Below are 13,137 nucleotides of genomic sequence, written 5' to 3' on the forward strand. Positions count from 1 at the left end.
GCCGGGGAGTGGAGCCTAGGGGAATCGAACCCCTGACCTCCTGCTTGCAAAGCAGGCGCTCTACCAATTGAGCTAAGGCCCCGCGGCATCCACCGTACCCGGTGCGCGCGTCAGTATCCCGCGACCGGATCGACGACGCCGACCAGCGGCGTCCCGTCGCGAAGGGCGCGCACATTCTCGCGCACGCGACGCGCGTACAGCGGCGACATCATGTCCTCGGTGTCGGCGTGATGCGAGGTGATGACGCAACGCGGCTCGCTCCAGAGCGGGTGCCCGTCGGGCAGCGGCTCGGGGTCGGTGACGTCGAGCCCGGCGGCCGCGAGCCGGCCCGCCGCCAGCGCGTCGGCGAGCGCGTCGGTGTCGATGAGCGGGCCGCGGGCGATGTTGACGATCACGGCCTCCGGCGGCAGCAGCGCCAACCGGCGCGCGTCGAGCAGCCGGACGGTCTCGGCGGTGCTCGCCGCGGCGACCACCACGACGTCGGCCTCGGGCAGCACCTCGTCGAGGCGGTCCGCCGTGACGGTGCGGTCGGCGCCTGCGACCGGAACCGGGCTGCGGCGGACGATGGTGGTGCTCACGCGGAAGGGGGCGAGCATCCGGAGCAGCTCCGTCGCGATCCCGCCGCCGCCGATGATCACGCCGCGACGGTCGAACAGCGAGCGACCGGTGCGCGGGGTGAGCCAGGTGCGTGTGCGGGCGTGATGCGGCAGGTCGCGCAGGCAGGACAGGATCAGCAGGAGGGCGTGCTCGGCGACCGGCTCCGCGTATGCGCCCTTCGCGCAGGTCCAGTCGCGATCGCCGTCGCCGAACAGGTGCGCGTAGGCCTCGATGCCCGCCGACGGCAGCTGCACCCAGCGCACCTGCGCCCAGGCCGACAGCGCGTCGGTGAGCGCATCGTGAGCGGCGCGACCGTGTCCGCAGACGATACCCTCCGTCTCGGCCGACAGCGGCACGACCCGGCCGCCGGCCTCCCGGATCGCGCCCTCGAGCACCGCATCGCCCTCCGGCACCACACTGATCGCCGGCTCCGGGATCGGGTCGCGACTCATTCCCACCTCCGGCAGCTCTCCAGCGAAGCGGCGCGACCGCGCTCGTGCCGCGGAGCGGCAGCACGCCGCAGGAGCGGCGGCGCACCGACCCAGCGTAGCCGGGCGCCCGCGCGCGGCCGGCGGAGCGGCGTGCGCCGCAGAAGCGGCGGCGCACCGACAAGCACAGTGGGGCTACCAGGACTTGAACCTGGGACCTCTTCGTTATCAGCGAAGCGCTCTAACCGCCTGAGCTATAGCCCCATGCCCCGAAGGGCCTTGCCTACTGTAGTCGATCGCGTCAGTTGTTCTGGAATCCCACCAGGACACCGCCGGTGAAGCGCACGCTGAGGTTGTACAGCAGTGCCGCGATCGCCCCGAGCACCGTGCCGACGATGGTGTCGAGGATCGCGACGACGAACGTGAACAGCGCCACCTTGCTGAGGCCGAACGAGTCGGTGATCGAGAACGACTTGTCGTTCAGGATGTCCTGCAGCGCCCCGTCGAGCCGGTCGAAGACGTGCGTCGAGTACAGCACGACCCAGATCAGCAGGCTCGCGACGATGAGCACGATCCCCAGGCAGAGCCAGATGAGGAACGACAGCTTCACGACCGACCAGAAGTCGACGTAGACCAGGCGCAGGCGCACCTGCCGGTTGGAGACGCTGCGGGAGTCCTTGCGCTGGAGTTTCTCGGCGACGCTGCTCATGCTCCGGGCTGATCCTCTCCATCAGACGACTCCACCGGCGCGGAATCGCCCTCTACCGTACCGGTCTCCTCCTGAGCGCCGGGCACGGCCTCGTCGTCGGTCTCAGCCGCCTCGAGGTTGCGCTCGCTGTTGCGGGCGATCGCGATGATCCGATCCTCGTCGTCGAAGCGCGCGAAGACGACCCCCATGGTGTCGCGGCCCTTCGCCGGCACCTCGGCGACCGCCGAGCGCACGACCTTGCCGCTGGCAAGGACGACGAGGGTCTCGTCGCTCTCGTCGACGATGAGTGCGCCGGCGAGATCGCCGCGGTCCTCGCTGAGCTTCGCGACCTTGATGCCGAGCCCGCCGCGACCCTGCACCCGGTACTGGTCGACCGAGGTGCGCTTGGCGTAGCCGCCCTCGGTCACGACGAACACGAAGCCCTCGTCGCTCACGACGGAGGCCGACAGCAGGGCATCGCCCGCGCGGAAGTCCATGCCCTTGACGCCCGACGTCGAGCGTCCCATCGGCCGCAGCGCCGTGTCGGTCGCCGAGAATCGCAGGGACTGACCCTTCCGGGAGACCAGCAGGATCTCCTCGCCCTGCGACACGAGCATCGCCGACACGAGCTCGTCGCCCTCGCGCAGATTGATGGCGATGATGCCGCCCGTGCGATTCGTGTCGTACTCGGTCAGGCGCGTCTTCTTGACGAGCCCGCCGCGGGTGGCGAGCACGAGGTAGTCGGCGGCGGAGTAGTCGCGGATCGCGAGCACCTGGGCGATCTCCTCCTCCGGCTGGAGGGCGAGCAGGTTGGCGACGTGCTGTCCCTTCGCGTCACGGCCGGCCTCCTGGATCTCGTAGGTCTTCGCGCGGTAGACCCGGCCGGCGGTCGTGAAGAACAGCAGCCAGTGATGGGTCGTCGTCACGAAGAAGTGCTCGACGACGTCGTCGGCGCGCAGCTGCGCCCCCTTCACCCCGCGACCCCCGCGATGCTGCGAGCGGTAGTTGTCGCTGCGGGTGCGCTTGATGTAGCCCCCGCGGGTGATGGTGACGACCATCTCCTCCTCGGGGATCAGGTCTTCGACGCTCATGTCGCCGTCGAACCCGAGCAGGATCGTGGTGCGCCGCTCGTCGCCGTACTTGGCGACGATCTCGCCGAGCTCCGCGGTGATGATCTCGCGCTGCATGACCTCGCTCGCGAGGATCGCCTGGTAGCCGGCGATCTCCTTCTCGAGCTCGGCCAGGCGATCCTGGATCTTCTGGCGCTCGAGCGCGGCCAGGCGGCGCAGCTGGAGGGCGAGGATCGCGTCGGCCTGCGCCTCGTCGACGTCCAGCAGCTTGATGAGCCCCTGCCGCGCCTCGTCGACGTCCGGTGAGCGGCGGATCAGCGCGATGACCTCGTCGAGGGCGTCGAGCGCCTTGACGTAGCCGCGCTGGATGTGGGCGTCGGCCTCCGCCTTGTCGAGGCGGAACTGCGTGCGCCGCACGATCACGGAGATCTGGTGCTCGATCCAGAACGAGATGAACTGGTCGATCGCGAGAGTGCGCGGCACGCCGTCGACGATCGCGAGCATGTTCGCGCCGAAGTTCTCCTGCAGCTGCGTGTGCTTGTACAGGTTGTTGAGGACGACCTTCGCGACGGCGTCCTTCTTGAGCGTGATGACCAGGCGCTGACCGGTGCGACCCGAGGTCTCGTCGTTGATGTCGGCGATGCCGCCGATCTTGCCGTCCTTGACGAGCTCCGCGATCTTGACCGCGAGGTTGTCGGGGTTCACCTGGTAGGGCAGCTCGGTGATGATGAGCCGGGTGCGCCCCTGGTGCTCGTCCACGTCGACGACCGCACGCATCGTGATGGAGCCGCGTCCGGTGCGGTAGGCGTCGTGGATGCCCTTCACCCCGAGGATCTGCGCTCCGGTCGGGAAGTCGGGGCCCTTCACCCGCGCGATGATCGCCTCGAGCAGCTCCTCCTTGGTGGCATCCGGATGCTCGAGCGCCCACAGCGCCGCCTCCGACACCTCGCGCAGATTGTGCGGCGGGATGTTGGTGGCCATGCCGACCGCGATGCCGACCGATCCGTTGACCAGCAGGTTCGGGAACCGGCTCGGGAGCACGATGGGCTCCTGGGTGCGGCCGTCGTAGTTGTCCTGCATGTCGACGGTGTTCTCGTCGATGTCGCGGACCATCTCCATGGCGAGCGGCGCCATCTTGGTCTCGGTGTACCGGTGCGCGGCGGCGCCGTCGTTGCCCGGGGAGCCGAAGTTGCCCTGTCCGAGCGCGAGGGGATACCGCAGCGACCACGGCTGCACGAGCCGGACCAGGGCGTCGTACACCGACGAGTCGCCGTGCGGGTGGAACTGCCCCATGACGTCGCCGATGACGCGGGTGCACTTCGAGAAGGCGCGGTCGGGTCGGTAGCCGCCGTCGTACATCGTGTAGATGACGCGGCGATGCACGGGCTTGAGGCCGTCGCGCACGTCGGGCAGGGCGCGCCCGACGATGACGCTCATCGCGTAGTCGAGGTAGCTGCGCTGCATCTCGAGCTGGAGATCGACCGGCTCGATGCGGCCTCCCGGCGCCGGGATGTCGGTTCCGGTGGTGTCGGTCATGCGTGTCCCCTCGTCCGGTGTCCTCAGATGTCTGTTTGTCAGATATCCAGGAAGCGGACGTCCTTGGCGTTCTGCTGGATGAACTGTCGGCGCAGCTCGACGTCGTCACCCATGAGCGTGGAGAAGATCCCGTCCGCGATGGCGGCATCCTCGAGGGTGACCTGACCGAGCGTGCGGGTGTCGGGGTTCATCGTGGTCTCCCACAGCTCCTGGTGGTTCATCTCGCCGAGGCCCTTGTATCGCTGCACGCCGTTGTCCTTCTGCAGCCGCTTGCCCGCCGCGAGCCCCGCGGTCAGCAGCGCGTCGCGCTCGCGATCCGAGTACACGTACTCGTCGTCGGAGTTCGTCCACTTCAATCGGTACAGCGGCGGCTGGGCGAGGTAGACGTAGCCCATCTCGATGAGCGGCCGCATGTAGCGGAACAGCAGCGTGAGCAGCAGCGTCGTGATGTGCTGGCCGTCGACGTCGGCATCCGCCATCAGCACGATCTTGTGGTAGCGCGCCTTCTCGCCGTCGAAGTCCTCGCCGATGCCCGTTCCGAAGGCGGTGATCATGGCCTGGATCTCGGCGTTGGCGAGGGCCCGGTCGAGCCGTGCCTTCTCGACGTTCAGGATCTTGCCCCGCAGCGGCAGGATCGCCTGCGTCTCCGGATCGCGCCCCGTCTTGGCCGAGCCGCCGGCCGAGTCGCCCTCGACGAGGAAGATCTCACTGCGCGACGGGTCCTTGCTCGAGCAGTCGGAGAGCTTGCCGGGCATGCCGCCGCCCTCGAGCAGACCCTTGCGCCGGGTCTGCTCGCGCGCCTTGCGCGCGGCAATGCGGGCGGTGGCCGCCTGGATCGCCTTGCGGATCACGTCGCGTGCCTGCGTGGGGTTGCGCTCGAACCAGTCGCCGAGCTCCTGCCCGACCACCCGCTGCACGAACGACTTCGCCTCCGTGTTGCCGAGCTTGGTCTTGGTCTGACCCTCGAACTGCGGCTCGGCGAGCTTGATCGAGATGACCGCGGTCAGCCCTTCGCGCACATCGTCGCCGGAGAGGTTCTCGTCCTTCTCCTTGAGCAGGTTCTTCTCGCGGGCGTAGCGGTTGACGAGGGTCGTGAGCGCCGCGCGGAATCCCTCCTCGTGCGTGCCGCCCTCGTGGGTGTTGATGACGTTGGCGTAGGTGTGCACCGACTCGGAGTACGCGTTCGTCCATTGCATGGCCACCTCGAGCGACATCGTGCGCTCGGTGTCCTCGGCGTTGAAGTCGATGACCTCGGGATGGATGACCTCGGTCTTCTTGGCCGAGTTGAGGAACTCCACGTAGTCGACCAGGCCGCGCTCGTAGAAGAAGACGTCGGAGCGCTGCTCGCCGTCCACCCCCTCCTCGGCCGGGCGCTCGTCGGTCAGCGCGATCCGCAGGCCCTTGTTGAGGAACGCCATCTGCTGGAACCGGGTGCGCAGAGTCTCATAGTCGAAGTCGACGGTCTCGAAGATGTCGGCGCTCGGCCAGAACGTGGTCGTCGTGCCGGTCTCGGTCGACGTCGTGCCGCGGGCGACCGGGGCATCCGGAACACCGTCGGTGTAGGACTGCGTCCACACGTAGCCCTGACGGCGCACCTCGACCGTGAGTCGCTTGGACAGCGCGTTGACGACGGAGCTGCCGACGCCGTGCAGTCCGCCGGACACCGCGTAGCCGCCGCCGCCGAACTTTCCGCCCGCATGCAGGATCGTCATGACGACCTGCAGCGACGAGGTCTTCTCGGTGGGGTGCTCGTCGACCGGGATGCCGCGACCGTCGTCGACGACGCGAACGCCGCCGTCCGGGAGGATCGTCACCTCGATGTGGGTCGCGTAGCCGGCGAGCGCCTCATCGACCGAGTTGTCGACGATCTCCTGCACGAGGTGGTGCAGGCCGCGCGGGCCGGTGGATCCGATGTACATCCCGGGGCGCTTGCGCACGGCCTCGAGCCCTTCGAGCACCTGGATGTCGGATGCGCCATACGAGTCGTCGGACGTGGTGCTCGGAGAAGTGGAGGACATCGAGGCGGTGGCTCCTGCCGGGGAATCGGACCGCGCGCGAAGTGGCCGCGACGGTCTTCCGATTCTACCTCAGTGGGGGTCCCGAAATCGGGTTGCGCGCCGATCTGAGGGCCTTTCGGGCGTTCGTCTACCTGATTTGCCCTGTCAGCCGTAGGTGTCGCGTGGACCGCGCCCTGGGACCTTTCTCAGACCGTGATTCCACGAGGGGGCGTCCGGTCCGATGAACCGAACATCGGAGATGCCGGCCGCGCGGTGTCGCTCCTCGATCTTGGCGACGACCTGCATGCGCATGCTGCGCAGCTGGGTGGCCCAGCTGTTCGACTCGCAGCGCACGGTGAGCAATCCCTGCTCGATCGCGATCGGTGTGGTGTGGGCCGCGTTGTCCGCGCCGATGATGTCGCCCCACGACGCCAGCAGCACGGCCTCCGCGAGCGGGGACTCCCAGCCACGCGAGGAGGTGAGATCGTCCACGACGTCGAGGATGCCTCGGGGTTCGCGTCCGGGACCGTACGGCACGGTGCCCTCCTCGCGTGCCGCGCGGCGACGGCGCCGGGCGTCCGCGCCGCGCATGCCGGGCTCACCGAACACATCGCGGAAATGACGGAACACCGCCACGTGCTCGGGAACCGGCTCGCCCTCCTCGGCCCGGCGGATCACTCCAGCACCGCCCCGGCCTCGATCCGCACCATTCGGCCGGCGAACTCGGGCGGCACGTCGGAGACGACAGCGGCGGTCACGAGGACCTGCTCGTACTCGCCGACCGCGGCGGCGAGCTGCCCGCGCCGGGTCTCGTCGAGCTCGGCGAACACGTCGTCGAGGATGATGATCGGATCCCCGAGCGGCGAGTCGAGCCGCAGGACGGCGGCCGACGCGAGCCGCAGCGCGAGCGCGAACGACCACGACTCACCATGACTGGCGTACCCGCGGGCCGGAAGGCCGTTGAGCATGAGCACGAGATCGTCGCGATGCGGGCCGGCCAGCGTGAGCCCGCGCTCGAGCTCCGCCCGGCGCAACCGGACCAGTGCCGCGCGGAACGCCTCCGCGATCGCGGGCCGCTCCAGTCGCGCGCTCGCCGGGTCGCTCACCTCCTCGTCCACCGCATCCGACAGGATGCTGAGCGCGTTGCCGAGTTCGGCGCGGTGCTCGTCACCGGCGATCCGCGTGTACGCGGCCGCCACCTCGGGCGCGAGTCGCTGAGTGAGATCGGCGCGCGCGTCGATGATCTCGGCACCCAGCTCCACCAGACGCTCGTCCCACAGCTCGAGGGTGGAGAGCTCCGGGTTCCGCACCCCGCGCGCGGACTTGAGAAGCGAGTTGCGCTGTTTGAGCACGCGCTCGTAGTCGGCGATCACCCCCGCGAAGCGGGGCGCGGTCTGCACGAGCAGCTCGTCGAGGAACCGGCGGCGGGCGGATGGCTCACCGCGCACGAGCACGAGATCCTCGGGCGCGAACAGGACGGTCGTGATGTACCGCGGCAGCTCGCGCGGCTTGGTCGCGACCCGGTTCACCTGGGCGCGATTCGCACCCGAACGGTTGATCTGCAGCTCGATCAGCACATCGCGGCCGCCGTGCTCGAGCCGCGCACGGACGATCGCGGCATCGCTCCCGGTGCGGATGAGGGCCTGATCGGTCGAGACCCGATGCGATCCGAGCGTGCTGAGGTACCCGAGGGCCTCGACGAGATTCGTCTTGCCCTGCCCGTTGCGCCCGACGAAGACGTTCGGACCGCCGGCCAGTTCGAGGTCGGCCGCGGCGTAGTTGCGGAAGTCGGTCAGACCGAGGTGCGCGACGATCACGTCCCGCGGTCCGTCACGAGCCGGCGCCGTCCACGGCGGCCTTCACCGCATGCCCGCCGAACTGGTTGCGCAGGGCGGCGACCGCCTTCATCGCGGGGGAGTCCGTCTGCCGCGAGACGAAGCGGGCGTAGATCGACGCGCTGATCGTCGGCAGCGGGACCGCGTGATCCAGCGCCTCCTGGATGGTCCAGCGGCCCTCACCCGAGTCGTCGACGTATCCACGGATGTCCTGGAACTCGGGGTCGGCCTTGAGCGCCTTGACCAGCAGCTCGAGCAGCCAGCTGCGCACCACGGTGCCCCGCTGCCATGCCTCGAAGACCCCCGCGACGTCGTGGATCAGGTCCTTGTTGGCATCCATGAGCTCGTAGCCCTCGGCGAGCGCCTGCATCTGGGCATATTCGATGCCGTTGTGCACCATCTTCGCGTAGTGCCCGGCGCCGACCGGGCCCACATGGACGAATCCCTCCTCGCGCGGGCCCTCCGGACGCAGGGCGTCGAAGACGGGCATGGCCCGTTCGATGTCGGCCTTGTCGCCGCCGGCCATCAGCCCGTAGCCGTTGGCCAGACCCCAGACCCCGCCGGAGACACCGCAGTCCGCGAAGTGGATGCCCTTCTCCCCGAGCTTGTGGGCGTGCGGCTTGTCGACGGTGTACTTCGAGTTGCCCCCGTCGATCACCAGATCGCCGTCCTCCAGCACCGCCGCGATGTCGTTGATGACGCTCGTGGTGACGGCGCCCGAGGGCACCATGACCCACACGACGCGCGGGGTGGGCAGAGCAGCGGCGAGGGCGGCGAGGTCGGGAACATCCGTGACCGCCGGGTTCGGGTCGTAACCGGTGACCTCGATGCCGTGATCGCGCAGCCGCTGGCGCATGTTGTTGCCCATCCGGCCGAGTCCGACGAGTCCGATGTGCATGACTTCTCCCTGAAGTTCGGCGGTGGATGAAGCGGCCGGCGGGACGTCGGTCAGCGCAGCAGCAGGTTCGGCTGGAGCAGGTACCTGTAGTTGTCCGCGCCCGGCTGGTCCTTCGACGACTGACTCGTGATGAGCACGGGCCCCGGCTTGTTGGGATTCTCGGTCTTGGTGAACGAGATCCGCACGAACTCCGAGTGAACTGCCTGCAACGCGTCGAGGAGGAACGACGGCTTGAGCGAGACCACGGTGTCCTCGCCGTGCAGGTGGGCCTCGATCGTCTCCTGCGCCTGGGCCTGCTCCGACCCCGCCGCCTCGAGAGCCAGTCCGTCGATCGAGAAGCTGAACCGCAACGCGGCCTCGCGCTCCAGGACGAGTGACACACGACGCACCGACTCGATGAGCTCGGAGGTGGTGAGCACCGCGTAGTTGTCGACCTGCTCCGGGAACAGGCGCTTCACCGGGGGGAAGTTGCCCTTGATGAGCAGGGAGGTGACGGTGCGCTTGTCGGCGCTGAATGCGATGAGCTCGCGGTCGTCGCCGCGCACGATCGACACCGCGACCGTGCCGCTGTGGGCGAACGTCTTGCCGACCTCGGAGAGGGTGCGGGCCGGGATGAGCGCCGCCGTGCCGGCGCTGGAGGTGGTTCCGCCATCCCAGTCGATGTCGCGAACGGCGACGCGATAGCGGTCGGTCGCGACCAGGGAGAGCGAGGTCTCGCCGACCTCGAGCTGCACACCCGTGATGACGGGGGTCACGTCGTCGCGGGAGGCGGCGACGGTGACCTGGGCCACGGCGTCGGCGAACTCCTCCGCCGGCACCACGCCCGTGCGCTCGTCGACCTGGGGCAGCGTCGGATACTCCTCGACGGGCATGCTCAGCAGCGTGAACTTGGCGGAGCCGCACCGCACGGCGATCCGGCCCTCATCGGTCGAGAACTGCACGGGGGCGTTCGGAAGCCGGCTCGCGATGTCGGCCAGCAGTCGACCGGAGACGAGTGCGGTGCCCGGCTCCTCGACATCCGCTGAGACCTCGGTGCGGGAGGAGACCTCGTAGTCGAAGGACGACAGCACCAGCGCGCCGTCGGATGCCTCGAGCAGGATGCCGCTGAGGATCGGCTGGGTGGTGCGCTGCGGAAGCAGACGAACGGCGAACGACACGGCCTCGCTGAAGACGTCCCTGTTGACCTGGAACTTCACGAAGGCGACTCCTTGTCGTCACGACGGGCGGGCGTCGATACTCCCACTCCGATCCTGGCACAGCAAGAGCGGCGGCCCGGTGGGCATGGGGAAGGTTGTGGCCCGGAGAGAGGGAAGAAGAGGTCTTAATCCTCTTAACGCCTGTGGGCACTGTGGACAACGGTCCGATCGTCAGGCCGCAGCAGGGAACTACACGCGTGTGAGATGTGGGCTGGGCGTGGACGAGGGGGCGGTCGGCGCGATGGCGGGCGATCCCGACCGGCCGGATTCCACAGCGCGACGGCGCGCCATCAACAAGTCGTCCGCATGGCGGCTCGGCGTTTTCCACAGGTTATGCACAATCTGTGCAATCAGCGCGATCCGGTCGCGGATGTCCAGGCCCCCGATCGGGGGGCAGCCCTCAGAGCTTGTTGTAGCGCTGGTTCTGCTTGATCCGGCTCGTCAGCTCGGTGACCTGGTTGTAGATCGAGCGCCGTTCCTTCATGAGCTCGCTGATCTTCTTGTTCGCGTACATGACGGTCGTGTGGTCGCGGTTGCCGAAGAGCTGCCCGATCTTGGGCAGCGAGAGGTTCGTCATCTCGCGGCACAGGTACATCGCGATCTGGCGCGCGGTGGCGACCGCTTGCGACCGGCTGGAGCCGTAGAGGTCGTCGACGGTGAGCTTGAAGTAGTCGGCAGTGTGGTTGATGATGTCGACCGGCGAGATCACGTTGTCCTCGTCGAGCGTGATGATGTCCTTCAGCACGGTCTGGACGAGCTGGAGATCGACGGGCGTCCGGTTCAGGCTCGCGAAGGCGGTCACCCGGATCAGGGTCCCCTCCAGCTCGCGGATGTTCGACGAGACCTTCGTCGCCATGAACTCGAGGATGTCGTCGGGCACCTGGAGCTTCTCGCTCTGCGCCTTCTTGCGCAGGATCGCGATGCGCGTCTCGAGGTCGGGCGCCTGCACGTCGGTGATGAGGCCCCACTCGAAGCGCGACCGCATCCGGTCCTCGAAGCCGGTGAGGTGCTTCGGAGCGACGTCGCTGGTGATCACGACCTGCTTGTTGTGATCGTGCAGTGTGTTGAAGGTGTGGAAGAACGCCTCCTGCGTCTCCACCGCGCGCTGCAGGAACTGGATGTCGTCGATCAGCAGGATGTCGATCTCGCGGTAGCGGGCCTGGAAGGCTGAGGCGCGGTTGTTGGCAATCGAGTTGATGAAGTCGTTGGTGAACTCCTCGGAGCTCACGTAGCGCACCCGGATGCCGGGGTAGAGCCGCTCGGCGTAGTGGCCGATGGCGTGCAAAAGGTGGGTCTTGCCGAGCCCGGAGTCGCCGTAGATGAAGAGCGGGTTGTAGGCCTTGGCCGGCGCCTCGGCCACGGCGACGGCGGCGGCATGCGCGAACCGGTTGGATCCGCCGATGACGAAGTTGTCGAAGTTGTATTTCGGGTTCAGGCGCGAGTCCCCGCGCCGACCGGCGTCGAGCGGCGGAGGAGTCGGCGTCGCGTCGACCGACGCCGACTCGAACGGTCCGGGGTCGGGGGCGGGTTGCAGCACAGAGGGCTGGATCTCGGGATTGACGACGATCGCGAAGTTGGAGACCTCCTGGTCGTCGTCGAGGGAGGTGAGCGCGTTCAGGAGGGGAACGCGGATGCGCTGCTCGAGCATGCCGCGCGTGAGCTCGTTCGGCACCTCGAGATAGAGCGTTCCGGCGAGCACGCCCTTGGGCTCCACGAGGTTGATGAAGCCGTGCAGCTGCGGCGTGATCCGCTCGTCCGAGTCCAGCTGGGTGAGAACGGTGCTCCACAGCCGTTGGGTCGGATCGGCGGTGTCGGTCATCGCGCTCGTCTCGCTTCGGGGCGTCATGTTCTCCACAGGGTTATCCCCTGCGCGCGCCGTTGTGGAGGAACGCCGCGTGACCGCTTTCCCCCTGGGCGGCTGACGACAACCTTAGTTCCGGCACGGGCGTGGCGAGCAAGCAGAATTCCCCAGGCTGTGGAGAATAGAGGTTTGTGCCTGCCCGCGTTTGACCGACCGGGCCGGACGCCCTACTTTTAATCAGTTGACCACGACGGCTGGTCGCCGTCCACGTTCTTTCCCGGTCGCTTCGATGGCCGGATCTCCGGAGATATCAGCATGAGCAAGCGAACCTTCCAGCCCAACAACCGGCGCCGTGCCAAGGTGCACGGTTTCCGTCTGCGCATGCGCACCCGCGCCGGCCGCGCGATCCTCGCCGCCCGTCGTCGCAAGGGGCGCAGCGAGCTCTCCGCCTGATTCGCGGTGCTCGCCAAGGCCAATCGCGTGACCACGGCGGACGAGTTCCGCGCCGCCGTCCGTCGGGGCCGTCGGCACGCCACGCCTGAGGTCGTCTATTACCGACTCGCCCGCGACGGCCAACCATTGCGTTTCGGGTTCATCGTCTCCCGGGCCGTCGGTGGCGCCGTCGAGCGGAATCGGCTGCGTCGCCGTATGCGCGCGGTCGGGCGCGAGCTGGTGGATGCCGGGCGCGCCGGCGAGGACGTGGTGGTGCGGGCGCTGCCGGGCTCGGCGCAATTGAGCTGGAGCGAGCTGTCGGGCCGGATGCGGGCGGAGCTCGCGCGATGATCGTGCTCGAGTTCCTCTGGCTGCTGCCGCGCAACGCCTGCGTGCTCATCCTGCGCGGGTACCGGGCGGTCATCTCTCCGCTGTACGGGGACGTCTGTCGGTACTACCCCAGCTGCTCCGCATACACTCTGCAGGCGATCCAGCGGCACGGGGTGATCGCGGGCGTCGCCCTGGGCGCCTGGCGGATCGCTCGCTGCCACCCCTGGGCGAAGGGCGGCGTCGACGACGTTCCCCAGCGCCGGGTGCCGCGCTACCGCATCACGGACTTCGGCTTCGTCGTCGCGACGGGCCACGGAAAGGGCTGACAC

The 13,137-nt window shown here is 68.4% G+C and carries 12 protein-coding genes and 2 tRNA genes; 3 read left to right on the top strand and 11 right to left on the bottom strand.

Features of this window, described 5'->3' with window-relative positions:
• Positions 1 to 9: 9 nt before the first annotated feature.
• From ABD285_RS03885 to dnaA, 11 genes are all read right to left on the bottom strand, one after another.
• A tRNA-Ala gene (locus ABD285_RS03885) sits at positions 10 to 82 on the bottom strand.
• Between the two features lie 28 nt (positions 83 to 110).
• Complete coding sequence (locus tag ABD285_RS03890) at positions 111 to 1,049, bottom strand: NAD(P)-dependent oxidoreductase (RefSeq protein ID WP_284253977.1); 939 nt, start codon at positions 1,047 to 1,049, stop codon at positions 111 to 113.
• 166 nt (positions 1,050 to 1,215) lie between these two features.
• Positions 1,216 to 1,289: transfer RNA gene (locus ABD285_RS03895), tRNA-Ile, on the bottom strand.
• Between the two features lie 37 nt (positions 1,290 to 1,326).
• Positions 1,327 to 1,734: a DUF3566 domain-containing protein gene (locus ABD285_RS03900; protein ID WP_284253978.1), complete on the bottom strand. Its 408-nt coding sequence runs from the start codon at positions 1,732 to 1,734 to the stop codon at positions 1,327 to 1,329.
• Entirely contained in the window at positions 1,731 to 4,319 is a 2,589-nt protein-coding gene (gene gyrA / locus ABD285_RS03905) for a DNA gyrase subunit A (RefSeq protein WP_344200477.1), read from the bottom strand. The genes ABD285_RS03900 and gyrA overlap by 4 nt, the downstream gene beginning before the upstream one ends.
• Before the next feature lie 38 nt (positions 4,320 to 4,357).
• The gene (gene gyrB / locus ABD285_RS03910; protein WP_344200480.1) at positions 4,358 to 6,337 is read right to left on the bottom strand and encodes a DNA topoisomerase (ATP-hydrolyzing) subunit B; all 1,980 of its coding nucleotides are present in this window, start codon (positions 6,335 to 6,337) and stop codon (positions 4,358 to 4,360) included.
• A gap of 144 nt (positions 6,338 to 6,481) precedes the next feature.
• Positions 6,482 to 6,994: a DciA family protein gene (locus ABD285_RS03915; protein ID WP_284253979.1), complete on the bottom strand. Its 513-nt coding sequence runs from the start codon at positions 6,992 to 6,994 to the stop codon at positions 6,482 to 6,484.
• Positions 6,991 to 8,133 carry a DNA replication/repair protein RecF gene (gene recF, locus ABD285_RS03920; protein WP_284253980.1) on the bottom strand — a complete coding sequence of 381 codons (1,143 nt, stop codon included), beginning with the start codon at positions 8,131 to 8,133 and terminating at the stop codon, positions 6,991 to 6,993. The genes ABD285_RS03915 and recF overlap by 4 nt, the downstream gene beginning before the upstream one ends.
• A 13-nt stretch (positions 8,134 to 8,146) precedes the next feature.
• On the bottom strand, positions 8,147 to 9,049 hold the full coding sequence (gnd, locus tag ABD285_RS03925; RefSeq protein ID WP_284253981.1) for a phosphogluconate dehydrogenase (NAD(+)-dependent, decarboxylating): 903 nt from the start codon (positions 9,047 to 9,049) through the stop codon (positions 8,147 to 8,149).
• A gap of 50 nt (positions 9,050 to 9,099) precedes the next feature.
• Complete coding sequence (gene dnaN, locus ABD285_RS03930; RefSeq protein ID WP_344200485.1) at positions 9,100 to 10,245, bottom strand: DNA polymerase III subunit beta; 1,146 nt, start codon at positions 10,243 to 10,245, stop codon at positions 9,100 to 9,102.
• A 400-nt stretch (positions 10,246 to 10,645) separates the two neighbouring features.
• On the bottom strand, positions 10,646 to 12,091 hold the full coding sequence (dnaA, locus tag ABD285_RS03935; RefSeq protein ID WP_425564933.1) for a chromosomal replication initiator protein DnaA: 1,446 nt from the start codon (positions 12,089 to 12,091) through the stop codon (positions 10,646 to 10,648).
• A 270-nt stretch (positions 12,092 to 12,361) separates the two neighbouring features.
• Between dnaA and rpmH the strand changes: the two genes are divergently transcribed.
• The 3 genes from rpmH to yidD are packed head-to-tail and all read left to right on the top strand — an operon-like array spanning position 12,362 to position 13,134.
• The gene (gene rpmH / locus ABD285_RS03940; RefSeq protein WP_096382907.1) at positions 12,362 to 12,499 is read left to right on the top strand and encodes a 50S ribosomal protein L34; all 138 of its coding nucleotides are present in this window, start codon (positions 12,362 to 12,364) and stop codon (positions 12,497 to 12,499) included.
• Between the two features lie 27 nt (positions 12,500 to 12,526).
• A complete protein-coding gene (rnpA, locus tag ABD285_RS03945; protein WP_425564934.1) occupies positions 12,527 to 12,829 on the top strand; it encodes a ribonuclease P protein component in 303 nt (100 codons plus the stop codon).
• The gene (yidD, locus tag ABD285_RS03950) at positions 12,826 to 13,134 is read left to right on the top strand and encodes a membrane protein insertion efficiency factor YidD (protein WP_284253984.1); all 309 of its coding nucleotides are present in this window, start codon (positions 12,826 to 12,828) and stop codon (positions 13,132 to 13,134) included. Before rnpA ends, yidD begins: the two co-directional genes overlap by 4 nt.
• Positions 13,135 to 13,137: the final 3 nt, after the last annotated feature.

Source organism: Pseudolysinimonas kribbensis (genome assembly GCF_039531715.1).
Classification (GTDB): Bacteria; Actinomycetota; Actinomycetes; order Actinomycetales; family Microbacteriaceae; genus Pseudolysinimonas; species Pseudolysinimonas kribbensis.

Bases quoted from the DNA above. Each gene is read 5' to 3' on its own strand.
- ABD285_RS03890 (WP_284253977.1), bottom strand. From the start codon at position 1,049: ATGAGTCGCGACCCGATCCCGGAGCCGGCGATCAGTGTGGTGCCGGAG.
- ABD285_RS03900 (WP_284253978.1), bottom strand. From the start codon at position 1,734: ATGAGCAGCGTCGCCGAGAAACTCCAGCGCAAGGACTCCCGCAGCGTC.
- gyrA (WP_344200477.1), bottom strand. From the start codon at position 4,319: ATGACCGACACCACCGGAACCGACATCCCGGCGCCGGGAGGCCGCATC.
- gyrB (WP_344200480.1), bottom strand. From the start codon at position 6,337: ATGTCCTCCACTTCTCCGAGCACCACGTCCGACGACTCGTATGGCGCA.
- gnd (WP_284253981.1), bottom strand. From the start codon at position 9,049: ATGCACATCGGACTCGTCGGACTCGGCCGGATGGGCAACAACATGCGC.
- dnaA (WP_425564933.1), bottom strand. From the start codon at position 12,091: ATGACGCCCCGAAGCGAGACGAGCGCGATGACCGACACCGCCGATCCG.
- rpmH (WP_096382907.1), top strand. From the start codon at position 12,362: ATGAGCAAGCGAACCTTCCAGCCCAACAACCGGCGCCGTGCCAAGGTG.
- yidD (WP_284253984.1), top strand. From the start codon at position 12,826: ATGATCGTGCTCGAGTTCCTCTGGCTGCTGCCGCGCAACGCCTGCGTG.